Raw genomic sequence first — 26,380 nt, 5'->3', positions numbered from 1 at the left:
CTCACTCGAACTGTTCCAGGCGCATGCGATCAAGAATGGCGATCTGACGGCCGTCCTGGGTGATGATGTTTTCATCGATCAAGCGACGGATGATCCGCGAAAAGGTTTCCGGCTGGATCGACAGATGCCCGGCAATCAGTTGCTTGGCCATCGGCAGTTCGAATTGGCAGTCAACGGTTTGCTGGCGCACCAATTGCGTCAGCAGATAACGCACGACCCGGTGGGTGGCGTTTTTCAATGACAGGGTCTCGATTTCGTTGACCCGTTGATGCAAGCGAACGCAGAGCTTGCCCAGCAGTGCAAAGGTCAGCCGACTGTTGCTCTGCAGCAGGCGCATGTAGGTGCTGTTGGATAACCGGTAGAGCTGGGTGGGGCAGATCGCTTCGGCCGAGGCCACATAGTTCGGGGTGTCCATCAGCATCATCGCCTCGGCGAAGGTTTGCCGGTCGCTGATGACTTCGAACACTTTCTCCTGCCCATCCGGTGTCAGTCGGTAGATCTTCACCGCGCCGGCAATGATGAAATAGAACGAATCCGCCGGCTCACCCTGACGGAACAACGGCTCGCCTTTGTCGATGCTCAGCAAGTGGCTGGTACTCATCAATTCATCCAGCTGTTCTTCATTCAACGGCTCGAACAAGTGATGACTGCGCAGAATCTGGTGATGGACGCGATGAAGCACCATGAGAATTCATCCTGAAGATTGGGAAGGGGGGATCAGGTCAGACGAGACCCAGGGAAACGCCGCTGGCCAAGGCCAGGATTGAGGTCAGCACAACAAACCAGGCCAGTGGCTGGATGACTTTTTTCATGACGACTCCGGGTAATCGAGAGGGATCCAGGATTTTTAAAAGGTTGCCCATGCAGAGCAAGACGCGGGCCAGGCTTGGAGGACCTTGTTTATTGGGGCTCTCAGGCGTGAGGGTAAAAAAGACTATGCTGTGTGGGGTTTAAATAACCCTCAAATGGTCATTTTTACCCTGGCGACCGATCACCTTTGTGGCGAGGGGGCTTGCCCCCGTTCGGCTGCGCAGCAGTCGTAAAACCGGCTGATGGGTTCTATCTGACGCGCCGCGGATGCCGGCTCTGGGAGCGCTTCGCACTCCAACGGGGGCAAGCCCCCTCGCCACAGGGCCACCATGCTCCCAGTCCAAACAGGTTCGAATGAGCATCGGGGGCACGCCCCTTGCACACTTGATCTGCGACAAAGGCAAGGGATCGGTAATGCCCGATCATTGCCCCAGGATTTACCTCGGCGCCTGCGAGTCGGCGCCAGGTCGGCAACAAGGCAGAGGAGTGGTTTTATGCAAGTGCTTGACCGCCGTAAAGCGATGGCAATCACGCCGCTGTTTCGGCTGGCCTTTCGGCCGTTTTTCCTCGCCGGCTGCCTGTTGGCGGTGCTGGCCATTCCGCTTTGGCTGGCGGCCTTCAGTGGTTCGATTTCCAACTGGCAGCCGGCGGGTGGTTGGCTGGGCTGGCATCGGCATGAATTGCTGTTCGGGTTCGGCTTGGCGATTATCGCGGGCTTTCTGCTGACGGCGGTGCAGACCTGGACCGGTCGCCCCGGCCTCAGCGGCAAACCGTTGGCCGCGCTGGCGTTGCTGTGGTTATTGGCGCGGGCGGCCTGGCTGGCCAATGCGCCGTGGCCGTTGCTTGCGGTGCTGGAGCTGGCGTTCCCGTTGGCGGTGGCGGCACTCATGGGCTTCACCTTGTGGAAGGTGCGGCAGAAACGTAACTACCCGATTGTGCTGGTTCTGCTGTTGTTGGCCGTGGCCGACGGGTTGTCCCTGTCCGGCCTGGTCGAGGGGCATGAAGGCTGGCAGCGCCAGGGCGTGTTGACCGGCATCTGGCTGGTGGCGGCGATGATGGGGTTGATCGGCGGGCGGGTGATTCCGTTCTTCACCCAGCGCGGCCTTGGTCGGGTGGAAGGCGTTGCCGCCTGGCCCTGGCTGGATCGACTGCTGTTGGTCGGTTCGCTGCTGGTGGCGTTGTTGTATGCCGCAGGACCGGCGCTTGCCCCCAATGTCTGGGTGGGCCTGCTGTTCACGGTGCTGGGTGCGGGGCATCTGGTGCGTCTGGTGCGCTGGCATGACCGGGCACTCTGGCGCGTGCCGTTGCTGTGGTCGTTGCATCTGGCCTATGGCTGGCTGGCGGTGGCGTGTCTCGGGATGGCGCTGTGGCATTTCGGCGTGCCGATCAATCCGAGTCTGGCGGTGCATTGCCTGACCATCGGGGCCATGGCTGGCCTGGTGCTGGCGATGATCGCGCGGGTCAGCCTCGGCCACACCGGTCGTCCCCTGGAACCGCCCTCGGGCATGACCCTGGCGTTCATTCTGCTCAACCTGGCGTGTCTGAGCCGGGTGGTGTTGATCCTGTTTTTCCCCTTGGCCGCATTGTGGTTGGCGGGCCTGTGCTGGGCGCTGGCGTTTGCGCTGTATGCCTGGCGCTATGGGCCGATGCTGTTGCGGGCCCGGGTCGACGGTCATCCGGGATGAATACGCGAATGAATGGAGGCAGCCGCTGATGTATCCCTTTTTACTGGTCACGCATTTGCTGGCGGCGATTGCCTTCATCGGTACGCTGTTTTTCGAGGTGGTTATCTGGCATCGCGCTCGCCAGCAGTTGACGGACGTATCGCAAGTGACGGCGGATCAGGCAATTGCCGTGCGCTCGCGCAAAGTGCTGCATGGCATGGTGTTGCTGTTGTATGGCGCCGGCATCGGCCTGGCGTGGCAGTACCGGGGCGCATTGAGTCAGCCGTTGGCCAGCAGTTTTGCTACGTTGCTGAGCCTGAAAATTTTGTTGGCCCTGAGCATCATCGGTCATTACTTGTTGCTGGCCTATTGGCTGACCCACGGGCGCCTGACCGCGACCCGCGCAAGCTGGATTCGCCGCAGCATCCTCGGACACATGGTGTTGATCGTGATCCTGGCCAAGGCCATGTTCTATTGGCATGGTTGATCGCAAGCTGTCCCGGCCACACCCAACCCGCGTCAACCAATGGGTTGGCGCGGGTTGGGTGTGGCCGGCAATCGATCAATGGCGGGGGTTCAGGGCATTGATGAACAGCACGTTGTTTTCCAGATGGATGTGTTGCATCAAGTCGTCTTTGAATTCCAGCAGACCGCGATAGAGGGCACGCCAGGTGTTGCAGGCATCGGCCGGCGGGATGATGTGATTGGTCAGGGCGAGCATTTTCTCCAGTGCTTCACCATGTTGATCATGCTCGAAGCGCAATACCTGGATCGGCGGCGCCGCTTGAGGACCGATGCCTTGTTGCAGCATCGGGAACAGCACCTGTTCTTCCTTGAGCATGTGGCCTTCGAGTTCCTGTTGCATGTCGGTCAGAAGGTCGGCCAAGCCGTTGGGGCAGCTGCTGCGCGCACCATGGACCTGCTCGACGCGCCGGGCCAGTCGGATCAGCTCCGGCAGTTGCTCGCGGTGGCGGGCGTGGTAGCGCGCCAGAAGATGGGCGATCAACAGCTCCGAAGGCTCGTTGCGCCAGTCGTGCTGGGTTTCGCCGGCGTCTTGCAGAACCTGCAAGGCATCGGCAATCAGGACCGGATCGAGGTGTTTGCCAAGGGCCGCTTCACGCAGGCTTTTATGCCCGCCGCAACAGAAGTCCAGTTTGAAGGTATGGAAGATCCGGGTGGCACCGGGAATGTCGCAGGCCAGTTGGCCGAGGCTTTGTTCCAATAGGGGCTGGCTCATCAGGGTTCCTTGTTTGGGTTTCAACGGGTTCCCCAGACCCATTGCATCCGGCATGCCATATTTAAATAGTTGAAAACCATGGATTATTTTTTAGTTGTGGTGATAGGCACCCTGATGCTTCAGGGTGAATCCAACCATAGAGGGTGATTACTACCATGCTGCGAGAAAGCCTGGCAGCCGACCTGATTGTCGAGTTGCCCAATGCCGTACGCTTGCAACGACTGGTCCAGACCTTGCGCGAATACTTCAACAGTGGCGCCGTGGGCTTGTTGCGCCTGGATGACGACAGCCTCAGGCCCGTTGCGACGGTGGGGCTGGTTCATGAAGCGTTGGGGCGCCGGTTCGTCATCGCCCAGCATCCGCGGCTGGCGGCAATCATGGCGTCGCGCGAGCCGACCTGGTTCGAACCCGACAGTCGCCTGCCGGACCCCTATGACGGCTTGCTCGACAACCACGTCGGCGAACCGCTGCCGGTGCATGACTGCATGGGCGTAAGCCTGTATGTCGAGGGACGGATCTGGGGCGCGATCACCCTCGATGCGCTGCACGCCGGGACCTTCGACAGCCGCGCGCGGGAGGAACTCAAGCGCTGCACCTTGCAGATCGAAGCCGCCGTACGGGTTACCCGTCTGGAACAGGAAAACCGCAGCTTGCGTCTGTCCCGCAGCGATCCCCAGGACTTGCGCATGCCGGTCGAGGAGGGCGAGATCCTCGGCCAGAGTGAGGTGTTGCATCTGTTGCTCAATGAGCTGGATGTACTGGCTGACTCCGATCTGCCGGTGTTGCTGTTGGGCGAGACCGGCGTCGGCAAAGAGCTGTTCGCCCGGCGCTTGCATCGTCTTTCAAGGCGCCATCACAAGCCGCTGATACACGTTAACTGCGCCGCCTTGCCGGAGTCGCTGGCAGAGAGTGAGTTGTTCGGGCATGTCAAAGGCGCCTTTTCCGGCGCCACCAGTGACCGTGCCGGACGCTTCGATGCCGCCAACGGTGGCACGCTGTTTCTCGATGAAGTCGGGGAGTTGCCCTTGAGTGTGCAAGCGAAGTTGTTGCGCACCCTGCAGAACGGCGAGATCCAGCGCCTGGGCGCCGACAAGCCGTTGCACGTGGATGTGCGGATCATCGCCGCCACCAACCGGCACCTGCCGGACAGCATCCGCGACGGCTTGTTTCGCGCCGATCTGTATCACCGGCTCTCGGTGTATCCGGTGCCGATTCCGCCCCTGCGCGAGCGCGGTAACGATGTGTTGATGCTGGCCGGGCATTTCCTTGAACTCAATCGGGCGCGGCTCGGCCTGCGTGGTTTGCGCCTGTCGCCGGCGGCCGAACGCGCGCTGCTGCTTTATACCTGGCCGGGCAATGTGCGCGAACTGGAGCATGTGATCAGTCGGGCCGCGTTGAAGCAGCTCAGTCGCGGGACGAGTCGCGCGTTGATCATGACGCTGGAGCCTGAGATTCTCGATCTCGACAGCGCGATGGCGGCATCGGGGGCGGTGGTCGAGCCATCCACGGACGTCACCGCTGATCTGCCGTTCCAGCCCCTGGGCGAAGCCGTCGACGATTACCAGCGCAAGAAAATCCTCCAGGCCCTGAGCCTGTCCGAGGAAAACTGGGCCAGCGCCGCGCGAATCCTGGAAGTCGACCCCAGCAACCTGCACAAACTGGCGCGGCGTCTGCGTCTCAAGTAGGCGACAGTGTTGATGGCGGTCAAGGTGGTATCGCGCAGTGCCTCGCACACTGCGTAAAACCTTCCGGAGATCACCGTCATGCCCCTGTCCCTGGCCCAAATGCGCCGCAACTACACCCTCAATGGCCTGCAAGAGGAGGTTGCGCTGGACGATCCGCTGGCGATGTTCCGGCAATGGCTGCAACAGGCCCGCGACACCGAGTGCGCGCCTGTCGAGGCCAATAGCATGGTGCTGGCCACGGTCGACCCAGAAGGACGGCCGCACTGTCGGGTTCTGCTGCTCAAGGGCTTGAGCGATGAAGGTTTTACGTTCTTCGGCAATTACCAGAGTGACAAGGGGCAGCAACTGGCCGCCAACCCTTATGCGGCCATGACGTTTTTCTGGCCGGGGCTGGAGCGCCAGGTGCGTATCGAAGGGCGGGTGTCCAGACTCGATCCGGCGTTGTCGGATGCGTACTTCGATACTCGTTCCATGGCCAGTCGCCTGGGGGCCTGGGCCTCACCGCAAAGCTGTCCGTTGGCCAGCCGCGCAGCGCTGGAATCGATGCTGGCGCAAACCATCAAGCGCTTCGTCGGCCAGACCGTCTCGCGTCCCGAGCATTGGGGCGGCTACTGCCTGCACCCTGAACGTCTGGAGTTCTGGCAGGGGCGGGCCGATCGCTTGCATGATCGACTCGATTACCGGTTGCGTGATGGTGCATGGCAACGGCGCCGCTTGGCGCCCTGAAAGCAATGAGGGACCGTGTGGGAGCGGGCTTGCTCGCGAAAACGGTGTGTCAGTCGACATTAATGTTGTTTGACACACCGCATTCGCGAGCAAGCCCGCTCCCACAGGTTTTGTGTCTGGACATTCTACTTATGTCCCCCGACGAGGTACCTCCTTGGAGGAATAGGCTCGTTCGCTATTCCGGTTCAGGCTTTGGACCATACCCCTCATCTACGGGAAAGCCTGGATATGGCCCATCTGACGCAACGCACGTTTGAACCCCTGAACATCGCCGTACTGACCATCAGCGATACGCGCACTTTTGACACCGACACCTCGGGACAGACCCTGACGGATTTGCTGCAAACCGCCGGGCATGTGTTGATCGATCGGGATCTGGTCAAGGACGACATTTATCAGATCCGCGCCACCGTTTCCCGGTGGATCGCCGACCCCAAGGTGCAAGTGGTACTGATGACCGGTGGCACCGGTTTCACCGCTCGCGACAACACGCCGCAAGCGGTCTTGCCCTTGCTGGACAAACATGTGGAAGGCTTCGGCGAACTGTTCCGCCAGGTGTCGCTGGAGGAGATCGGCATGTCCAGCCTGCAGTCCCGGGCTCTGGCCGGGATGAGTAATGGCGTACTGGTGTGCTGCGTTCCTGGCTCACCGGGTGCCTGTCGGACCGCCTGGAACAAGATTTTGCTCGAACAATTGGACAGTCGCACCGGCCCGTGCAATTTCGCCCCGCATTTGAAAGCGCAAGCGCAGCGGGTCATCGACGCCTGCGAGACACGCACATGAGCGGCCGGGTGTGCGACCTCGGCCACCTGATGCCGGTGGACGAGGCCATCAGCCGGCTGCTGGACCAGGCACCACCGCCACCCCTGGCGCAAATGGTTCGTCTGGATCAAGCCTTGGGGCGGGTGCTGGCGGCGGACATTCATTGCCCGGTGAACCTGCCGGCCTGGGACAACAGTGCCATGGACGGGTATGCCCTCAGGGCTGGTGACCTGCCAGCGGAAGGTGGCTGTTTGACGATTGGCGGGCGAATTGCGGCGGGGGATCAGGCGCGCTCGCCCTTGCTCGCGCAGCAAACGGTGCAGATCTTTACCGGCGCGCCATTGCCACCGGGTGCCGATACCGTCGTGCCGCAAGAGCGCTGCCGGGTCGAAGGCGAGCGCGTCTGGTTCCCGCCCGTAGCCGTTGGCGATCACGTACGCAAGGAGGGCGAGGAAGTTCGCCGCGGGAGCCTGTTGCTCAAGGCCGGCAAGCGCCTGCGCGCACAAGAGCTGGGGTTGCTGGCCGGCGCCGGGCTCGCCCGGGTCGAGGTCTATCGGCCGTTGCAGGTGTGCCTGCTCAGCAGCGGTAACGAACTGCGTGAGCCGGGCGATCCCTTGGCACCGGGGCAGATTTACAACAGCAATCGGTATTGCCTCGCTGCGTTGTTGCGCGGCTGGGGCGTCGAGGTGCACGACTATGGCGTCATGGTCGATGAGTTGGCGGCCAGCCGGCATGCCTTGAGCCTGGCGTCTTCGGAATGCGACTTGCTGTTGAGTTCCGGTGGCGTGTCGGTGGGCGAGGAAGATCACCTCAAACAGGCCATCGAGGAGCTGGGCAGCGTGGATTTCTGGCGGCTGGCCATCCAGCCGGGCAAGCCACTGGCCTTTGGCAAAGTGGCCGGAAAACCCTGGATCGGCATGCCGGGAAACCCGTCAGGGGCGCTGATTACCGCGTTGGTGGTGGTGCGTCCGTTCCTGCTCCGGGCCCAGGGCGTGACTGACGTGCTGCCAGTGCCGTTGGCTGTACCCGCCGGGTTCGACTGGTTGCAGCGTAATAAGCGTCGGCAGTACCTGCGGGCCCGATTGACACCCGGCGCCGATGGCCAGTTGAGCGTGCAGTTGCACCCTCAGCAAAGCTCGGCGATGTTGACCGCCGCCTGCTGGGCCGATGGGCTGGCGGTGATTGAGTGCGAGCAGCAAGTGCTCAAGCACGGCAACGTGATGTTCCTGTCCTTCGCCGACCTGATGCATTGATGGCAATTGATTGCCGTCAAGGCCGTGCCTGCCGGTCTCGCTAGACTGGCAGCGCCTTTTTCGAACGGCGCGCCACAAGCGCCGGGCGATGGTCGAGACGCGTTTTTTCATGAGGATTACCCATGCAACTGGTCTGCCCGGCAGGGAACCTGCCTGCGCTTAAAGCGGCTGTGCGCCAAGGTGCCGATGCCGTGTATGTCGGCTTTCGCGATGACACCAACGCCCGGCATTTCGCGGGGCTGAACATGGACGACAAACAGTTCGACGCCGCCGTCGCCCACATTCGCCAGCATCAACGCAAACTCTACGTCGCGGTCAACACGTACCCGCAACCCAAAGGTTGGGAGCGCTGGCAGCGGGCGGTGGATCGTGCCGCCGATTTTGGCGTGGATGCGCTGATCGCCGCCGACCCCGGGGTGCTCAACTACGCCAGCCAGCGGCATCCACAACTGGCGTTGCATCTGTCTGTGCAGGGCTCGGCGACCCACGCCGCGGCGCTGGAATTTTATGCGCAGCGCTACGGCATTCGTCGCGCGGTGCTGCCGAGGGTGTTGTCGTTGGCGCAGGTCCGCCAGGTCGCCGCCAGCAGCCCGGTGCCCATCGAGGTCTTTGGCTTCGGCAGCCTGTGCATCATGGCCGAAGGGCGTTGCCACCTGTCTTCCTACATCACCGGCGAGTCGCCGAACCTGTGCGGTGTCTGTTCGCCGGCCAAGGCCGTGCGTTGGAGCGAGGACGCCGAAGGTTTGAGCGCGCGCCTCAGCGAAGTGCTGATCGATCGCTACACCCCTGACGAATCGGCCGGTTACCCGACCTTGTGCAAAGGCCGCTTCCTGGTCGGCGGCAAACGCTTTCATGCATTGGAAGAACCCACCAGCCTCGACACCCTGGACTTGCTGCCGGAACTGACGGCCATCGGCGTCGAAGCGGTGAAAATCGAGGGTCGCCAACGCAGCCCGGCCTACGTCGAACAAGTCACCCGGGTCTGGCGCGCGGCGCTGGATGCCCATCGTGGCGCGCCGGGCAGTTTTCGGGTCAAGGACGAATGGCGCCGGGTGCTGGCCGGTTTGTCCGAAGGCAGCCAGACCACCCTGGGTGCTTATCATCGATCATGGCAATGAGGGAGGCGAGATGAAGCTCAGCCTGGGACCGGTCCTGTTTTATTGGGACAAAGAGCAACTCAGCAACTTTTACGCCGACATGTCGACCCTGCCCCTGGACGTGATTTATCTGGGGGAAACTGTGTGCTCCAAACGCCGGGCCTTTTCCCTGGATCAATGGCTGGGGCTGGGACGTGAGTTACAGGAATGCAGCCAGGCACAACTGGTGCTTTCCAGCCTGACGCTGATCGAAGCGGCGTCGGAGCTGTCCAGCCTGCGCCGGCTGTGCGACAACGGCCAATTGCTGGTCGAAGCCAACGACATGGGCGCGGTGCAGTTGCTGGCCGAACGCAAGTTGCCGTTCGTGGGCGGCCCGGCCCTCAATCTGTACAACGGCCACTCATTGACGCAATTGCTCGACAGCGGAATGACTCGCTGGGTGCCGCCCGTGGAGTGTTCGGCGGCGCTGATCAGCGACGTGATCGGGCAGGTGCGCGAGCTGGGCCGTGCGGTACCAGAAGTGGAAATCTTCGCCTATGGGCATCTGCCGTTGGCCTATTCCGCCCGCTGCTTCACCGCCCGGGCGGAAAATCGGCCCAAGGACGACTGCCAGTTTTGCTGTATCAACTACCCCGATGGCCTGGCGCTGACCAGCCAGGAAGGGCAACCGTTGTTCACCATCAACGGTATTCAAACGATGTCGGCCGAGGTGACCAATCTGCTGGCCGATTACTCGGGGTTAGTGGCCTGCGGCGCCGATCTGTTGCGCTTGAGCCCTCGGGCCCAGGGCATGGCCGAGGTGATTGAGAGCTATCAGCGGGTTCGTCTGGGCGAAACACCGCCGCTGTTCGTCGAAGGTTGCAATGGCTATTGGCATGGTCAGGCCGGCATGCTGCGCGTCGAGGAGGTTGGCCTGTGCTGAATCGAAAGAAATGGCTGTTGAAAGGTGCCGACCGGCTGTTGCCGTTGGTGCGCCGGGTGCCTTTTGCCGTGCAGCGCCTGGCGTTGCAGCAGGCGCTGAACCGCTGCCTCGCCGGGCCGTTGCGCGATGGCGAGTTCGAGGTGTTGCGCGGGCGTTGGTTGTGTTTGCGGATTCCGGACCTCGATTTGTCCTGGTACCTGACGCTCAGTCGTCAGGGCTTGCGGATTGCCGAGCGCGCCACGGCGAACGTGACCATCAGTGGTAACTGGCGCGAGTTTTTACTGCTGGCCAGCCGGCAGGAAGATCCGGATACGTTGTTCTTTCGCCGGCGTCTGGTGATCGAGGGCGATACGGAGTTGGGACTGGCGTTGAAGAACCTGATCGACAGCCTTGATCCCGATGTATTGCCTGTGTGGTTGTGGCGCAATCTGGAGCGGGCGGGGAAGGGCTTGGCGGCGGGGTAAAACCTGCGAACGAAGATCCAATGTGGGAGCGGGCTTACTCGCGAAGGCAGTGTGTCAGTCGACATCAATGTTGAATGTCAGTCCGCCTTCGCGAGCAAGCCCGCTCCCACATTGGAATGTATTTGCTCCACAGACTGGCGGGTATCACTGGCAATCAACTGACTGATCCCTTCAAACAACTCATCACTCTGCGCCTGCGTGCAATCCTCACCATGGCGTTTGCGCAGCCCGTAATGGCTGAGAATAAGGTGCACATCGGCGTGCAGGCCGTGCTGCTTGAGGCAGTTCTCGACGCATTGCAGCGGGCAGCCATCCAGCGCAAATATCCGCCGCCCCGAGCGCGCTTTGTTGACCAGCGCCGCCACATGCCCGCCGACACCAACGATGCAGGACATTTCAGCCAGGCCGCTGCGATCCAGGCGCACGGCCAGGGTATTGGCCAGTTGGGCAACGTTGGAGCAGCCTGAGCAGGAGTAAACCAAAGGCAGGGTTGAACGGGGCATTTGCACTCTCCGTGGATGGGCTCTGCCAGTGTGCAAGACGTGTGGCATGGCGCCTTGATGACAGTCAATTCCGGCTATTGGAAGGCCGCCAGTTCCTCTTCGGCGAGGATGCTGATGTGGCGTCGTTCCATGGCAATCAGGCCGCTTTCCACCAGGCGATGCAGTATTCGCGAAAAGGTTTCCGGCTGAATCCCAAGCTTCGACGCCACCAGGCGTTTGGATACCTGCAAGACAATCTGGCCGGTCACCGGGTGGCGTTCCTGGAACAGGAAATTGATCACCCGACGGCTCGCGCTGGCCATGGTCAAGGTATCGATGTCGCGCAGACGCAGGTGCAGGTGAACGCTCATGCTCGCCAGGATGGCCAGGCAGACTTTTGGCTGGTCCTCCAGGGCATTGCGGTAATGGTTGCCGTCGATGCTCACCAGCACGCTGTCCTTCAGCGCGGTGGCGCTCACCGGGTAGAGCCGGGCCTGGCTGAACAGCAAGGCTTCGGCAAAGGTCTGGCCGGGCTGAATGATCTCCACCAGGTTCTCCTGGCCTTCGCCGGTGAGCCGGTACAGCTTGACCTGACCGCTGACCAGCAGGAAAAAACGCCTGGCCGGATCCCCTTGATGCATGAGCGTGCTGTGACAACTCAGGCGTTTGAGCATCGCCAGGCTGCAGACTTCCTCGAAGACTTTCTCCGGCAGTTGGCTGAACAGATGATGACGACGCAACGTTAAAACGATGGAAGGGTGGGTCAGCATGGCGTACCTCCGCTGACGGTCATAGTAGACAGCGCGGGCCCGATGACCTATGCCTCTGCCGGCCTACCTCCAAGGAGGCATACCCGTCAGCCGGCGTTACGCAGATGCTCCATGGCCCACACCGCCGCCTCGACCCGCGAACGCAAGCCGAGTTTGTGCAGCAGGTTCTTGACGTGAACCTTGACCGTCCCTTCGGTGATGCCCAGCTTGTGGCCGATGACCTTGTTGCTGAAGCCGCTGGCGATGGTCTTCAGCACCTGACGCTCACGCTCGGTCAGTTCCACCACGGCCTGACGCGCAGGAGCGCGCAGCGCTTGCGCCATGACCTGGGTCAGCCCCGGGCTGATCACCAGCACGCCGTTCAGCGCATCACGGATGTACTGAATCAACAGTTCGGGCTCCATGTCCTTGAGCAGATAGCCGTCGGCATCCAGGCGCAGCGCATCGCGAATATCGTCTTCGGCGTCCGATACCGTAAACAGCAGGACTTTGCCGGTGTAGTGCATGGCTCGTAGTCGGCGCAGGGTTTCGATGCCATTCATATGCGGCATGTTGTTGTCGAGCAAAACCAGATCCGGTTGAAGCGGCTCAATGAGACTGAGTGCTTCTTCACCCTGGCTGGCTTCGCCGACGATCAGGAAATCATCTTCGAGTTCGAGCATTTGGCGAATGCCGTGACGCATCATCGGGTGATCGTCTACCAGCAGGATTTTGTGTTGTGGGGACAGGGTCATGTGGCGCTACCTTCTGTTTGTTGCCCGAGAAACTCCGGGTGGAATTCCAGTTGGACACGGGTGCCTTGGGGCTCCCTGGAAAATATCTGCAGCTGGCCGCGCAGGCTGCGAGCCCGCTCATCCATGATGTTCAGGCCGTGGTGTTCGCGCTGGTCGACGTTGCCGCTGAACCCACGCCCGTCGTCTTCGACCGACAACCTGACGGTCTCGCCGTCCTGGCGCAGTTGCAGCCACGCGTTTTGCGCATGGGCGTGGCGCAGGCAGTTGGAGAGCGCCTCGCGGGTGATCTGCAAAATGTGGATTTGTTCGCTGGCCGATAGCTGGAAGGCCAGCGCGTCGACGTGCAGGTGTACCTGAAATTCTCCGCGACGGGAGAACTCCTCGGCGGTGTCCTTGAGTTCCTGTACCAACCCCGCATCGTGAATCTGCAAGCGAAACGTGGTCAGCAACTCACGTAACTGGCGATAGGCGTTGTTCAGCCCCTCGCGCAATTCTGCGGTGACGGTTTCCAGGGTCTGGACCGGTTCGCCGCGACGCATCAGGGTCTGCATGCGGCTGACTTGCAGCTTCATGTAGGACAGGGCCTGGGCCAGTGAGTCGTGCAGCTCGCGGGCGATGATCGTGCGTTCTTCGAGCAGCAGCAGGCGATGGTCTTGTTCCCGTTGGCGCTTGAGCGAGAGCGAGGTGCCGATCAGGTTGGCCAGGGCCTGGATCAGTTGGGTTTCCCAGGCTTGCATGGGGTGCCCGTCGACAAAGTGCGCCTTGAGCTCACCCAATTCGCTGCCCTGGTTGCTGATGCTGAAGGTTTGCGGGTTGGCTTTGTGGTGCTTCTGGCAAGTGGCGCAGTCGCTACTGGCGCAGACCTCCCGGATGTTCGCGCCATGCAGGGCCAGCAACTGCTGGGCCGGAGCCTGCAATTGGCCCTGCAGGCACAGTGACAGGCGCAAGCCAGGCAGGCGTTGCTGGAAGCGCCGGATCAACTCATCCAGCCCCTCGGCATTGGCCAGGCGCGTGGCCAGGCTTCGGCTGCTTTGGTAGAGCAATTCCAGGGCCGCGTTGGCTTGCTGCAGGTTCAGGGTTTTTTGCTGGACCTGACTTTCCAGGGTGCGATGCGACTCTTCAATCGTCTCGGCCATGGTGTTGAAACTCATGGCCAACTGGCCCAGTTCATCCTCGGACTGATGGTTGACCCGCACCTTGAAGTCGCCACGACGAAAGCGCTGGGTCGCATCCACCAACTCTTTCAAAGGGGTGACAACGCCGTACTGCAGTTCGTATAGCCCAAGCAACAGGACGATCATGGTGGTGAACAGGGCCAGCCCCTGGATCGCCTGTTGCCAGCCTTGCTTTTGTTCGCTTTGGCGCTGCAACAGATTGACGAACTGGTTCAGTTGTTCAACGAAGGACTGGGTCTGGGCCTGAAAGGCCGCCGTATCGCCGCGCTCCAGGGCCGGACGCAAATCGTCGTTCCAGTGTTGCTGGATTTGCCCATAACTGAGTTGCAACGCGGTAGCCGGGCCATCTTCCAGTACTGCTTTGAGAGAGTGGCTGTCCAGGCGGTTTTGCAGGCTGTCGATGATGGCGGCGATTTCTTCGCCGGTGGCGCCAGCAGTGAGTTTCCAGCTCAGGTGATAGGTCTCCATGCGCACCGAGCCTGCGGTGTTGATGGCGGCGGCGTCGCCCTGGCTGAACCAGGCGATCAGCCCGGCGCTCAATGAACTGGCGAGCGCCAGCACGGCGATCAGGATCACCGCCAGCCCGGCGCGAGCGGGCAGGGAGCTGCGCAACCAGCGCATCATCGGCGCAGGTCCGGGAAAAAGATCAGAAAACAGAGCATGCAAAGTTCCAGCGTGTGGTTTTGCCGCCGATCCCGGGCGCGCTACCTCTAAAGAGTTGTCGACAGTTCCTTGTCAGCAAAAGCGTGGGTTAAAACCCTTAACAATCTGATAAATAAAGGGTTTTAAGGTTTTCCTGGACTACCTCCTTGGAGGTAGGCGGGCTAAGCATAGGCTTAGGCCCTCATGGGCATCGTTGACCTGGGTCAAGTTTTTGCGGGGTTGGCCTCTCTAGTCTGCCGCCATGGCTAACTGAGGGGAGAGCATTGTGACCCAACCGCGTGTACGACAAGGCTTGGTGCTGGGCATGAGCACGCTGGCCTTCACTGTGTGCTTCATGGTCTGGATGATGTTTGCCGTGCTCGGAGTGCCGATCAAGGAACTGCTCCAGCTCAACGAAACCCAATTCGGCCTGCTGGCCGCGACCCCGGTGCTGACCGGCTCGCTGGTGCGTTTGCCGCTGGGTTTGCTGACCGACCGTTTTGGCGGACGCAGCGTGTTCTTCCTGCTGATGCTGGCCTGCGTCGCGCCGCTGTATTTGATCAGCCACGCCACCGCCTACTGGCAGTTCCTGGTGCTGGGCTTGTTCGTCGGCCTGGCCGGCGGCTCGTTTTCCGTGGGCATTGCCTACGTTGCCAAATGGTTCGACAAGGAGAATCAAGGCTTCGCCATGGGCATCTTCGGCGCCGGTAACGCCGGGGCGGCGGTGACCAAGTTTCTCGCCCCGGCACTGATTGCCGCCGGCAGCTGGAAACTGGTGCCGAAAGTCTTCAGCGCGATCCTCTTTCTCACCGCGCTTTCATTCTGGTTTCTCAGTGCCGAAAACAAGGACCACCGCAGTGCCACCGGCGCCAGTTTGCGTGAGCAACTGCGCTCGCTGAAAGATCCTGCGGTGTGGCGCTACTGCCAGTACTACTCGATCGTCTTCGGCGGCTACGTCGCCCTGGCACTGTGGATGACCAAGTACTACGTGCAGGAATACGGTTTCAGTCTGCAAAGCGCGGCGCTGCTGGCAGCCTGTTTTTCCCTGCCCGGTGGCGTACTGCGCGCCGTCGGCGGCTGGATGTCGGATCGCTGGGGCGCGCAAAGCGTGACCTGGTGGGTGTTGTGGGTCAGCTGGATCTGCCTGTTCCTGCTCTCGTATCCCCAGACCCAACTGCAAGTGCAGACCATCAACGGCCCGGTGGATTTCCACATCGGCCTGAGCCCCGCGCTGTTCACCGTGCTGCTGTTCGTCATGGGCATCGCCTTCGCGTTCGGCAAGGCCTCGGTTTTCAAATACATCGCCAATGACTACCCGAAAAACATGGGCGCGGTGTCCGGCATCGTCGGCCTGGCGGGTGGCCTGGGTGGTTTCGTGTTGCCGATCCTGTTCGGCGCCCTGGTGGACCTCACCGGCGTGCGCTCTTCCTGCTTCATGTTGATGTACGGCGTGGTCTGGGTCTCCCTCACCTGGATGTACTTCAGCGAAATACGCAAAAGCCCGGTGCTGGGTAAAGCGCCGCTGCTGATCCCGTCCCCGATTTCCAGCATTGCCCAAGGAGAAGAACATGTCCGTTCTGCAAAAGCCTGACAAAGGCCCGGTCATTCATGACTGGCGCCCCGAGGACCCCGCGTTCTGGGGAAGTAGCGGCAAACAGACCGCCACGCGCAACTTGTGGATTTCCATTCCTGCGCTGTTGTTGGCCTTTGCGGTGTGGATGGTCTGGAGCACGGTGATTGTGCGCTTGAACGCCATCGGCTTCAGCTTCACCACCGACCAGCTGTTCTGGCTGGCGGCGTTGCCGGGGTTGTCCGGCGCGACCTTGCGCGTCTTCTATTCCTTTATGGTGCCGATCTTCGGCGGCCGGCGCTGGACTGCCCTGAGCACCGCGTCGCTGCTGTTGCCCTCAATCTGGATGGGCTTCGCCGTGCAGGACCCGAGCACCTCCTACAGCGTGTTCGTAATGATTGCCTTGCTCTGCGGTTTTGGTGGCGGCAACTTTGCCTCGAGCATGTCCAACATCAGCTTCTTCTATCCCAAGTCCCAGCAGGGCACAGCCCTTGGCCTCAACGCCGGGCTGGGTAACCTGGGGGTTTCGGTGATGCAGTTCTGCGTGCCGCTGGTGATTACCTTCGGCGTGTTCGGTTTCATGGGCGGTCAACCACAAGCCTTGCCGGACGGCGGTCAGTTGTGGCTGCAGAACGCCGGGTTCATCTGGGTGCCGTTCATTGCCCTGGTGACGGTGCTGGCCTGGTTCTGCATGAACGACCTGTCCAGCGCCCGGGCCTCGTTCAGCGAACAGGCAGTGATCTTCAAGCGCAAGCACAACTGGCTGATGTGCTGGTTGTACCTGGCGACTTTCGGTTCGTTCATCGGTTTTTCCGCTGCATTTCCGCTGCTGATCAAAACCTCCTTTCCGGATGTCATCGCCTTGAAATTCGCCTTTCTCGGCCCGTTGGTTGGCGCGCTGGTGCGGCCGCTGGGCGGCTGGCTGGCGGACAAGCTCGGTGGCGCGAAAGTGACCCTGTGGAACTTCGTGGCGATGATCGTGATGGTCTTCGGGGTTTTGCACTTCCTTCCGCAAGGCGGTTCGGGCGGCAACTTCTACGGCTTCCTCGGTTTGTTCATGCTGCTGTTCATCACCACTGGCGTGGGCAACGGCTCCACCTTCCGGATGATCCCGGTGATCTTCCGCACCCAGCATGAAAAAGCCTCGGCCGGGAAATCGCCGGCCGTGCGCGAACAGGCGCTCAAGGATGCCGGCAAGGAATCGGCCGCCGTCCTGGGCTTCAGTTCGGCCATGGGCGCCTTCGGTGCGTTCTTCATTCCCAAATCCTTCGGCACTTCGATGGCCCAGACCGGCGGCCCGGAGATGGCCTTCTACATGTTCGTCGTCTTTTACCTGAGCTGCATCGTGGTGACCTGGTGGTGGTACGCGCGCAAAGGCGCCGCGACACCCTGCTGAGACGACCTGAATCCAACCTGCGTGGGCGGGGCACAGAACCCCGCAGCAAGCCTGAGAGGACACACCGTGAGTCATTTACTGGATCAATTGCGGTTTTTCAATCGCAAGCAAAACGAGTTTTCCGACGGTCATGGCGAGACCCGCAAAGAGTCTCGCGACTGGGAGAACGTCTACCGTTCGCGCTGGCAGTACGACAAGATCGTGCGTTCCACCCACGGGGTGAACTGCACCGGCTCGTGCTCGTGGAAAATCTACGTCAAGAACGGCCTGATCACCTGGGAAACCCAGCAGACCGACTACCCGCGCACCCGCAACGATCTGCCCAACCACGAACCCCGTGGCTGCCCCCGTGGCGCCAGTTACAGCTGGTACATCTACAGTGCCAACCGGCTCAAGTACCCGAAAATCCGCAAGCCGTTGCTCAAGCTCTGGCGCGACGCGCGGCAGACCATGGCGCCGGTGGAAGCCTGGGCCAGCATTGTCGAGGACAAGGCCAAGGCCGACTCCTATAAAAGCAAACGCGGCATGGGTGGCTTCATTCGTTCCAACTGGGAGGAAGTCAACGAGATCATTGCGGCGGCTAACGTCTACACCATCAAGCAATACGGCCCGGACCGGATCGTCGGCTTCTCGCCGATTCCGGCCATGTCGATGGTCAGCTACGCCGCAGGCTCGCGTTACCTGTCGCTGATCGGCGGCGCCTGCCTGAGTTTCTACGACTGGTACTGCGACTTGCCACCGGCCTCGCCGATGGTCTGGGGCGAGCAGACCGACGTGCCGGAATCGGCCGACTGGTACAACTCCAACTACATCATTGCCTGGGGCTCCAACGTCCCGCAAACCCGTACCCCCGACGCGCACTTCTTTACGGAAGTCCGCTACAAGGGCACCAAGACTGTGGCGATCACCCCGGACTACTCGGAAGTCGCCAAGCTCACCGACCTGTGGCTCAACCCCAAGCAGGGCACCGATGCGGCGCTGGCCCAGGCGTTCAACCATGTGATCTTCAAAGAATTCCACCTGGACAAACCGAGCGCCTATTTCACCGACTACGCCAAGCGCTTCACTGACTTGCCGGTGCTGGTACTGCTCAAGCAAATGGTCGACAAGGCACCGGGCGCCGGCTACCAGCCGGACCGTTTCCTGCGCGCCTCGGACCTTACCGACAACCTCGGTCAGGAAAACAATCCGGAATGGAAAACCATCGCCCTGGATGTCAGCGGTGAACTGGTGTCCCCGCAAGGCTCCATCGGTTATCGCTGGGGCGAGAAGGGCAAGTGGAACATCCTGCCGCGTGAAGGCGGCGAAGGCCGTGAGATCGACCTGAAGCTGAGCCTGATCGGCGATGACGTCGCCGAGGTCGCATTCCCGTATTTTGCCGGCGAGTCCCACGAGCACTTCCAGCACGTGGCCGGCGATGCCGTGCAATACCGCCGCGTGCCGGTGCACAACGTGGTGCTGGCGGACGGCAGCGTGGCCAAAGTGGCCACCGTGTTCGACCTGTCGGCCGCCAACCTGGCGATCGATCGCGGCCTGGGTGGCGCTAACGTCGCCAAGGATTACGATGACGCCTCGGTGCCGGGAACCCCGGCGTGGCAGGAGAAGATCACCGGCGTCAGCCGCGAGAAAGCCATCCAGATCGCCCGCGAGTTCGCCGACAACGCCGACAAGACCAAGGGTCGCTCGATGATCATCGTCGGCGCGGCGATGAACCACTGGTACCACATGGACATGAACTACCGCGGGCTGATCAACATGCTCATGCTCTGCGGGTGTGTCGGCCAGACCGGTGGCGGTTGGGCGCACTATGTCGGCCAGGAAAAACTTCGCCCGCAATGCGGCTGGCTACCCCTGGCGTTCGGCCTGGACTGGAATCGTCCGCCACGGCAAATGAACGGCACCAGCTTCTTCTACGCCCACAGCTCGCAATGGCGCCACGAGAAGATGAGCATGCACGACGTGCTCTCGCCATTGGCCGATAAATCACAATTCCCAGAGCATGCCCTGGACTACAACATCCGCGCCGAACGCGCCGGCTGGTTGCCCAGCGCACCGCAACTCAACACCAACCCGCTGCACATTTGCCGCGATGCAGCCGCCGCCGGCATGGACCCGAAAGACTACGTGGTCAAGTCGCTGCAGGACGGTTCGCTGCGCTTCTCCTGCGAACAGCCGGACAGCCCGGTGAACTTCCCGCGCAACATGTTCATCTGGCGTTCCAACCTGCTGGGCTCCTCGGGCAAGGGCCACGAGTACATGCTCAAGTACTTGCTCGGCACCAAGAACGGGGTGATGAACGAAGACATCGGCCAGGTCGGCGATTGCAAACCCGAAGAAGCCGAATGGGTGGACGAGGGCGCCATCGGCAAGCTCGATCTGGTCACCACGCTGGACTTCCGCATGTCCTCGACCTGCGTCTATTCCGACATCGTCTTGCCAACCGCGACCTGGTACGAAAAAGACGACATGAACACCTCGGACATGCACCCGTTCATTCACCCGTTGTCGGCCGCCATCGACCCGGCGTGGGAATCGCGTTCCGACTGGGAAATCTACAAAGGCATCGCCAAGGCCTTTTCCAGCATGGCGGTCGGGCATCTGGGGGTTGAGAAGGACCTTGTGACCATCCCGCTGATGCACGACAGCGTCGGCGAACTGGCCCAACCGTTTGGCGGCACCGACTGGAAAAGCGCCGGCGTGGCCCCGGAGCCGGGCAAGAACGCGCCGAACCTGCATGTGGTGGAGCGTGACTACCCGAACATCTACAAGCAGTTCTCCTCGCTGGGGCCATTGCTGGAAAAACACGGCAACGGCGGCAAGGGCATCAACTGGAACACCGACACCGAAGTGAAATTCCTCGGTGCGCTCAATCACCGCGAAGGGGCTGCCGGGATCAGCCATGGTCGGCCGAAAATCGACACGGCGATCGATGCCGCTGAAGTGATCCTGTCGCTGGCGCCGGAAACCAACGGCCATGTCGCCGTCAAGGCCTGGGCTGCATTGTCGGAATTCACTGGCATCGATCACAGCCACCTGGCGCTGTCCAAGGAACACGAGGCGATTCGATTCCGCGACATTCAGGCGCAGCCGCGCAAGATCATTTCCAGCCCGACCTGGTCGGGGCTCGAAGACGATCACGTCAGCTACAACGCCGGCTATACCAACGTTCACGAAGCCATCCCGTGGCGCACCATCACCGGTCGCCAGCAGTTCTACCAGGATCACCCGTGGATGCAGGCGTTTGGCGAGCAACTGATGAGTTACCGGCCGCCGGTCAACACCCGCACCATTGAAGGGGTGAAGGGCAAGCGCAGCAACGGCGAAACCGAAATCGTCCTGAACTGGATCACCCCGCACCAGAAGTGGGGCATCCACAGCACCTACAGCGACAACCTGCTGATGCTGACCCTCAGTCGTGGCGGGCCGATTGTCTGGCTCTCGGAGAACGACGCGAAGCGTGCCGGCATCGAGGACAACGACTGGATCGAATGCTTCAACGTCAATGGTGCGCTGACCGCCCGGGCGGTGGTCAGCCAGCGCGTCAAGGACGGCATGGTGATGATGTACCACGCCCAGGAACGGATCGTGAACGTGCCAGGTTCGGAAACCACCAAGACCCGTGGTGGCCACCACAACTCGGTCACCCGCGTGGTGCTCAAGCCGACCCACATGATCGGCGGCTACGCCCAGCAGGCCTACGGTTTCAACTATTACGGCACGGTCGGTTGCAACCGCGATGAGTTCGTCGTGGTGCGCAAGATGGCCAAAGTCGACTGGCTCGATGGCTCAAACGGCGATGACTTGCCGCGTCCTCTGCCGACCGATATCGAGGAGAACTGAGATGAAGATTCGCTCACAAATCGGCATGGTGCTGAACCTGGACAAGTGCATCGGTTGCCACACCTGTTCGATCACCTGCAAGAACGTCTGGACCAGCCGCGAAGGCATGGAATACGCCTGGTTCAACAACGTCGAATCGAAACCCGGCATCGGCTACCCGAAAGAATGGGAAAACCAGGACAAGTGGAAGGGCGGCTGGATCCGCAATGCCAACGGCACGATCAACCCGCGCATCGGCGGTAAATTCCGCGTGTTGGCGAACATTTTCGCCAACCCGGATCTGCCGAGCCTCGACGATTACTACGAACCGTTCGACTTCGATTACCAGCACCTGCATACCGCGCCGCTGGGCGAGCATCAGCCCACTGCGCGTCCGCGTTCGCTGATCTCCGGCAAGCGCATGGAAAAAATCGAATGGGGCCCGAACTGGGAAGAGATCCTCGGCACCGAATTCGCCAAGCGTCGCAAGGACAAGAACTTCGACAAGATCCAGGCGGACATTTACGGCGAATACGAAAACACCTTCATGATGTATTTGCCGCGCCTGTGCGAGCACTGCCTGAACCCCACTTGCGCCGCATCGTGCCCGAGCGGGGCGATCTATAAGCGCGAAGAAGACGGCATTGTGCTGATCGACCAGGAAAAATGCCGTGGCTGGCGGATGTGCATCAGCGGCTGCCCGTACAAGAAGATCTACTTCAACTGGAAAAGCGGCAAGTCCGAGAAGTGCATCTTCTGCTACCCGCGTATCGAAGCCGGGATGCCGACTGTTTGCGCCGAAACCTGTGTCGGGCGTATCCGTTACCTCGGTGTGCTGCTGTATGACGCCGACCGCATCAGCGAAGTGGCGAGCACCGCCAATGAGCAAGACCTGTACGAGAAACAACTGGAGATCTTCCTCGATCCGAATGACCCGGCGGTGATTCGCCAGGCCCTGGCCGATGGCGTACCGCAGTCGGTGATTGATTCCGCCCAGCGTTCGCCGGTCTACAAAATGGCCGTGGACTGGAAACTCGCACTACCGCTGCACCCGGAATACCGCACCTTGCCAATGGTCTGGTACGTGCCGCCGCTGTCGCCGATCCAGAACGCCGCCACAGCAGGTACCGTGGGCATGAACGGGGTGATCCCGGATGTCGACAGCCTGCGTATTCCACTGAAGTACCTGGCGAACCTGCTGACAGCGGGCGATGAAAAGCCGGTCAAGCGTGCGCTGAAGCGCTTACTGGCGATGCGCGCCTACAAACGTTCCGAGCAAGTCGATGGCGTGCAGGACCTGCAAGTACTCAAGGATGTCGGCTTGAACGTGGCCCAGGTCGAGGAGATGTATCGCTACCTGGCGATTGCCAACTATGAAGACCGCTTTGTGGTACCGAGTGCCCACCGTGAAGACGCCATGAGCGACGCCTTTGCCGAGCGCTCCGGTTGCGGCTTCAGTTTCGGCAGCGGTTGCAGCGGCAGCTCCGACACCAACATGTTCGGTGCAAAGAAAGCCAACCGCCGCGACGTCCTGAAAACCGTCCAGTTGTGGGAGGAGTGAGCATGCAAATTCTCAAAGTGATTTCGCTGCTGCTCGACTATCCGACCGAGACGCTGATTGGCGGGCGCGACGAACTGGAGCAAGCGATTATCCAGTCACGGGAAATCAGCCCCAAGCAACGCGGCGCGTTGTTCGAATTGCTCGAGCTGATCTGCGCCAATGACCTGATGGACGGGCAGGAGCACTACGGTGCGCTGTTCGGCCGGGGGCGCTCGCTGTCGCTGCTGTTGTTCGAACATGTCCACGGCGAATCCCGCGACCGTGGCCAGGCCATGGTCGACATGATGGCGCAATACGAAGCCGCCGGTTTTGCCATCGGCGTCAAGGAGTTGCCGGACTATATCCCGCTGTACCTGGAGTTCCTGTCCACCCGCGAAGACCTCGAGGCCCGCGAGGGCCTGGCGGATGTTTCGCATTTGCTGGCCTTGCTCGCGGCGCGTCTGGAAGAGCGCGAAAGCGCTTATGCCAGTTGTTTCCGGGCGCTGCTGCAAATCGCCGGGGCCGAACCGCATCAGGCGGTGGCCGACCTGCGGGCGCAGGTGGCGGCGGAACCGCGCGACGATTCCCTCGAAGCCCTCGACAAGATTTGGGAAGAGGAGGCCGTGGACTTTCTCCAGGCCGAACAGCAAGACCGTTGCAGTTCGTTGCCTAGCGCCCCGGGCAAGGCCCGGGAAGAAAGCGCGGTGCCGTTGCACTGGGTGGATTTTCAGCATGAAGGGTTGGCCACCGTGCCAGCCAAGGAGGTAGGCAATGTCTAAATGGAACCTGTTGTTGTTCGGGATCTATCCCTACGTCGCTTTGGCCATTTGCCTGATTGGCAGCTGGGCACGCTTCGACCTGTCGCAGTACACCTGGAAGGCCGGTTCGAGCCAGATGCTCAACCAGCGCGGCATGCGCATGGCGAGCAACCTCTTTCACATTGGCGTGTTGTTCATATTGGCCGGGCACTTCGTCGGCTTGCTGACGCCGGCGTCGGTTTATCACCATGTGATCAGCACTGAGAACAAACAGTTGCTGGCGATGGTGTCCGGCGGCTTCTTTGGCCTGTTGTGCCTGATCGGCCTGCTGATGCTGGTCAACCGGCGGCTCACCGATCCACGGGTTCGCGCCGCCTCCAGCGCTTCGGACATTCTGATTCTGTTGGTGCTGCTGGCGCAGTTGCTGCTCGGTCTGCTGACGATTGTTGCATCGACCGGCCACATGGACGGCTCGGTGATGGTGATGCTCGCCGACTGGGCGCAGAACACCGTGCTGTTGCGGCCGATGGAAGCGGCGGCGGCCATCGCGCCGGTCGGGCTGACCTACAAGCTGCACGTGTTTCTCGGTTTGACCCTGTTCGTGCTGTTCCCCTTCACCCGTCTCGTACACATGATCAGCGCACCGATCTGGTACCTGGGGCGTCGTTATCAAATCGTTCGTCAGAAGTACTGAGGAGACAATCATGTCAGGTGGATGTGGATGCGGTGGGGGTAACGGCGGCAGCGGTGGTTGCGGTTCTTCCAAAAAAGCAGAGTCTTCGGTGCCAGACGTCGTGGACATTGCGCAGTTTGAAGCGCTGCCGATTGAGCCCCCGGTTGTCGATGACGCCCCGGCGCAGTTGATTGCCAGCAGCGAACAGGAGTGGCCGATCATCAGCGTCAACGAGGTGTCGATCACCCCGGAAGCGATGGCTCAGGAGCTGCAATATCATCCGGCCGAAAGCCGCGAGGAAGCGGTGTACCTGGCCGCCCGGGCACTGGTGATCCGCGAGTTGTTGCAGCAGCGCATTGCCGAACTCGGCCTGGCGCTGGAGATCGGCGCTGGCGAGAACGAAGAAGAAGCGGCCACTCGCTTGTTGCTCGAACGCGAGGTGCACGTGCCGCAGTGCGACGAGGAAACCAGCCTGCGCTACTACGAAAACAATCGCGGGCGCTTTCACAGCGCGCCGTTGCTGGCGGTTCGGCACATCCTGCTCGAATGTGCGCCGGATGATGTCGAGGCTCGCAGCCTGGCGCATATTCAGGCCGAGATATTGCTGCAGCGTCTGGAGGATTTCCCCGGCAGTTTCGCTGAACTGGCGGTGAAATATTCGGCGTGCCCATCGAAGGCTCAAGGCGGTTCCCTGGGGCAAATCAGCAAGGGCCAGACCGTACCCGAACTGGAGCGTCAGCTGTTCACCCTGGCGCCGGGCCTGGCCAGCAAACCGCTGGAAAGTCGCTACGGCTGGCATGTGGTCAGTGTCGATCAGCGGATTGAAGGCATGCCGTTGCCCTATGAAGTGGTGTCGACGGCGATCCGCACGCAGTTGCAGCAAGGCGTCTGGCAAAAAGCGCTGGTGCAGTACCTGCAAACCCTGATCGGTGCGGCGGATATTCGCGGTATCCACTTGCAGGGCGCCGACTCACCGATGGTGCAGTGACCCAAGGCAAACCGGGAGATGTGATGAACGCTGTCATGCAGGATGGTTTTGGACGGCAGATCGATTATCTGCGGATGTCGGTGACGGACCGTTGTGATTTTCGCTGTGTGTATTGCATGGCGAAAAACATGACCTTCCTGCCGCGTCAGCAGGTGCTCACGCTGGAAGAGTTGCAGCGTCTGGCAACGCTGTTCGTCGGGTTGGGCGTACGCAAAATCCGTTTGACCGGCGGCGAGCCGCTGATTCGTCCGGGCATTGTCGGACTGTGTCGCAACATCGCCGCGCTGCCCGGTTTGCGCGAACTGGTGATGACCAGCAACGGCTCGCAACTGGGCCGCCTGGCCCGGCCATTGGCGGAGGCGGGGGTCAAGCGGATGAACATCAGTCTCGATAGCCTGGACGGGCAAAAGTTTCGCGCGATCACCCGCAACGGCGATATCGATCAGGTGCTGGACGGTATTGAGGCGGCACGGGGTGCGGGGTTCGAGCGAATCAAACTCAACTGTGTGGTGATGAAGGGTCGCAACTTCGATGAAGTCCCGGCGCTGGTGCAATACGCCATCGATCAGCGCATCGATATCAGTTTCATCGAGGAAATGCCCTTGGGTGACGTCGGGCGTTCCCGGGGTGAAGCGTTCTGTTCCAGCGACGAAGTACGGGCGCTGATCGCCAGCCAGCATCGGTTGCTCGACAGCACCGAGAACAGCGGCGGACCGGCGCGCTATGTGCGCCTGGAACGCCATCCCGATACCCGGATCGGTTTCATTTCACCCAACAGCCACAACTTCTGTGGCAGCTGCAACCGGGTGCGGATGACCGTAGAAGGGAAGCTGTTGCTGTGTCTGGGTCAGGACGATGCCCTGGATTTACGTGGATTGCTGCGGCGTTATCCGTTGGATGACCAGCCGCTGATCAACGCGGTGCAGAAGGCCTTGCGCGGCAAACCGTTGCGCCACGATTTCAGCCCCGAAGGGGAGGTGCAGATAGTGCGGTTCATGAACATGAGCGGTGGTTGATTTGCACAGTTTGTAAGCACACAGATGATCCAATGTGGGAGCGGGCTTGCTCGCGAAAGCGGTCTGTCAGTCAACAATGATGTTGAATGTGATGGCCTCTTCGCGAGCAAGCCCGCTCCCACATGGGACCCGCGCTTGTCACAGATTCACCGGCAAATCTTGATATCGATCAATTGCAGATCAGTCCTTTGTCCGTA

The 26,380-nt window shown here is 61.1% G+C and carries 23 protein-coding genes; 17 read left to right on the top strand and 6 right to left on the bottom strand.

The annotated features are described in order from the left end of the window. Position 1: 1 nt before the first annotated feature. Entirely contained in the window at positions 2-685 is a 684-nt protein-coding gene (locus PSH64_RS16365) for a Crp/Fnr family transcriptional regulator (RefSeq protein WP_305477837.1), read from the bottom strand. 619 nt (positions 686-1,304) lie between these two features. On the opposite strand from PSH64_RS16365, the gene PSH64_RS16360 reads away from it, so the two are divergent. Together PSH64_RS16360 and PSH64_RS16355 are read left to right on the top strand one after the other, a co-directional pair. Next, positions 1,305-2,495, top strand: coding sequence for an NnrS family protein (locus PSH64_RS16360; protein ID WP_305477836.1), 1,191 nt, complete (start codon positions 1,305-1,307; stop codon positions 2,493-2,495). A gap of 28 nt (positions 2,496-2,523) precedes the next feature. After that, on the top strand, positions 2,524-2,961 hold the full coding sequence (locus PSH64_RS16355) for a hypothetical protein (RefSeq protein WP_305477835.1): 438 nt from the start codon (positions 2,524-2,526) through the stop codon (positions 2,959-2,961). Positions 2,962-3,036: 75 nt separating this feature from the next. Here PSH64_RS16355 and ytfE read toward each other — a convergent pair whose 3' ends face one another. Further along, positions 3,037-3,711: an iron-sulfur cluster repair protein YtfE gene (gene ytfE / locus PSH64_RS16350; RefSeq protein WP_105341007.1), complete on the bottom strand. Its 675-nt coding sequence runs from the start codon at positions 3,709-3,711 to the stop codon at positions 3,037-3,039. Between the two features lie 155 nt (positions 3,712-3,866). On the opposite strand from ytfE, the gene norR reads away from it, so the two are divergent. The 7 genes from norR (at position 3,867) to PSH64_RS16315 (ending at position 10,620) form a co-directional block, all read left to right on the top strand. Continuing rightward, complete coding sequence (gene norR, locus PSH64_RS16345) at positions 3,867-5,396, top strand: nitric oxide reductase transcriptional regulator NorR (RefSeq protein WP_305477834.1); 1,530 nt, start codon at positions 3,867-3,869, stop codon at positions 5,394-5,396. A 78-nt stretch (positions 5,397-5,474) separates the two neighbouring features. Continuing rightward, the gene (gene pdxH / locus PSH64_RS16340; protein ID WP_305477833.1) at positions 5,475-6,122 is read left to right on the top strand and encodes a pyridoxamine 5'-phosphate oxidase; all 648 of its coding nucleotides are present in this window, start codon (positions 5,475-5,477) and stop codon (positions 6,120-6,122) included. Positions 6,123-6,350: 228 nt separating this feature from the next. Next, positions 6,351-6,905: a molybdenum cofactor biosynthesis protein B gene (moaB, locus tag PSH64_RS16335; protein ID WP_305477832.1), complete on the top strand. Its 555-nt coding sequence runs from the start codon at positions 6,351-6,353 to the stop codon at positions 6,903-6,905. Continuing rightward, a complete protein-coding gene (gene glp / locus PSH64_RS16330) occupies positions 6,902-8,137 on the top strand; it encodes a gephyrin-like molybdotransferase Glp (RefSeq protein WP_305477831.1) in 1,236 nt (411 codons plus the stop codon). The genes moaB and glp overlap by 4 nt, the downstream gene beginning before the upstream one ends. Positions 8,138-8,259: 122 nt before the next feature. Further along, entirely contained in the window at positions 8,260-9,255 is a 996-nt protein-coding gene (locus PSH64_RS16325) for a peptidase U32 family protein (protein ID WP_305477830.1), read from the top strand. A 10-nt stretch (positions 9,256-9,265) separates the two neighbouring features. After that, positions 9,266-10,156 carry a U32 family peptidase gene (locus PSH64_RS16320; RefSeq protein ID WP_105341001.1) on the top strand — a complete coding sequence of 297 codons (891 nt, stop codon included), beginning with the start codon at positions 9,266-9,268 and terminating at the stop codon, positions 10,154-10,156. After that, positions 10,150-10,620, top strand: coding sequence for an SCP2 domain-containing protein (locus PSH64_RS16315; RefSeq protein WP_253422406.1), 471 nt, complete (start codon positions 10,150-10,152; stop codon positions 10,618-10,620). The genes PSH64_RS16320 and PSH64_RS16315 overlap by 7 nt, the downstream gene beginning before the upstream one ends. A 77-nt stretch (positions 10,621-10,697) precedes the next feature. Here the strand turns inward: PSH64_RS16315 and PSH64_RS16310 are convergent, their stop codons facing one another. The 4 genes from PSH64_RS16310 to PSH64_RS16295 form a co-directional block, all read right to left on the bottom strand. Beyond that, positions 10,698-11,123: a putative zinc-binding protein gene (locus PSH64_RS16310; RefSeq protein ID WP_305477829.1), complete on the bottom strand. Its 426-nt coding sequence runs from the start codon at positions 11,121-11,123 to the stop codon at positions 10,698-10,700. A gap of 74 nt (positions 11,124-11,197) precedes the next feature. Beyond that, entirely contained in the window at positions 11,198-11,872 is a 675-nt protein-coding gene (locus PSH64_RS16305; RefSeq protein WP_105349155.1) for a Crp/Fnr family transcriptional regulator, read from the bottom strand. Between the two features lie 86 nt (positions 11,873-11,958). Next, positions 11,959-12,606 (bottom strand): two-component system response regulator NarL, encoded by a 648-nt coding sequence (narL, locus tag PSH64_RS16300; RefSeq protein WP_305477828.1) that lies wholly within the window; start codon positions 12,604-12,606, stop codon positions 11,959-11,961. Continuing rightward, positions 12,603-14,405 (bottom strand): HAMP domain-containing protein, encoded by a 1,803-nt coding sequence (locus PSH64_RS16295; protein WP_105349150.1) that lies wholly within the window; start codon positions 14,403-14,405, stop codon positions 12,603-12,605. Before PSH64_RS16295 ends, narL begins: the two co-directional genes overlap by 4 nt. Positions 14,406-14,709: 304 nt before the next feature. Between PSH64_RS16295 and PSH64_RS16290 the strand changes: the two genes are divergently transcribed. The 8 genes from PSH64_RS16290 to moaA all read left to right on the top strand — a co-directional run bounded on the left by PSH64_RS16290 (position 14,710) and on the right by moaA (position 26,183). Next, positions 14,710-16,014 (top strand): nitrate/nitrite transporter, encoded by a 1,305-nt coding sequence (locus PSH64_RS16290; protein ID WP_305477827.1) that lies wholly within the window; start codon positions 14,710-14,712, stop codon positions 16,012-16,014. Then, on the top strand, positions 15,992-17,389 hold the full coding sequence (locus tag PSH64_RS16285; RefSeq protein ID WP_305477826.1) for a NarK family nitrate/nitrite MFS transporter: 1,398 nt from the start codon (positions 15,992-15,994) through the stop codon (positions 17,387-17,389). Before PSH64_RS16290 ends, PSH64_RS16285 begins: the two co-directional genes overlap by 23 nt. 66 nt (positions 17,390-17,455) lie before the next feature. Beyond that, on the top strand, positions 17,456-21,229 hold the full coding sequence (locus tag PSH64_RS16280; RefSeq protein WP_105349143.1) for a nitrate reductase subunit alpha: 3,774 nt from the start codon (positions 17,456-17,458) through the stop codon (positions 21,227-21,229). A 1-nt stretch (position 21,230) separates the two neighbouring features. Continuing rightward, entirely contained in the window at positions 21,231-22,769 is a 1,539-nt protein-coding gene (gene narH / locus PSH64_RS16275; protein ID WP_105349140.1) for a nitrate reductase subunit beta, read from the top strand. A gap of 2 nt (positions 22,770-22,771) precedes the next feature. Further along, a complete protein-coding gene (narJ, locus tag PSH64_RS16270) occupies positions 22,772-23,527 on the top strand; it encodes a nitrate reductase molybdenum cofactor assembly chaperone (protein ID WP_105349138.1) in 756 nt (251 codons plus the stop codon). Then, complete coding sequence (gene narI / locus PSH64_RS16265) at positions 23,520-24,200, top strand: respiratory nitrate reductase subunit gamma (RefSeq protein ID WP_305477825.1); 681 nt, start codon at positions 23,520-23,522, stop codon at positions 24,198-24,200. The genes narJ and narI overlap by 8 nt, the downstream gene beginning before the upstream one ends. A gap of 10 nt (positions 24,201-24,210) precedes the next feature. Beyond that, positions 24,211-25,167, top strand: a complete 957-nt coding sequence (locus tag PSH64_RS16260) for a peptidylprolyl isomerase (RefSeq protein ID WP_305477824.1) — start codon at positions 24,211-24,213, stop codon at positions 25,165-25,167. Positions 25,168-25,190: 23 nt separating this feature from the next. Further along, a complete protein-coding gene (moaA, locus tag PSH64_RS16255; protein ID WP_305477823.1) occupies positions 25,191-26,183 on the top strand; it encodes a GTP 3',8-cyclase MoaA in 993 nt (330 codons plus the stop codon). Positions 26,184-26,380 lie beyond the last annotated feature (197 nt).

It is taken from the genome of Pseudomonas sp. FP1742, from assembly GCF_030687145.1.
In the GTDB taxonomy this organism is placed as follows: Bacteria; Pseudomonadota; Gammaproteobacteria; order Pseudomonadales; family Pseudomonadaceae; genus Aquipseudomonas; species Aquipseudomonas frederiksbergensis_D.
This window is presented reverse-complemented; position numbering and strand designations above follow the sequence as displayed.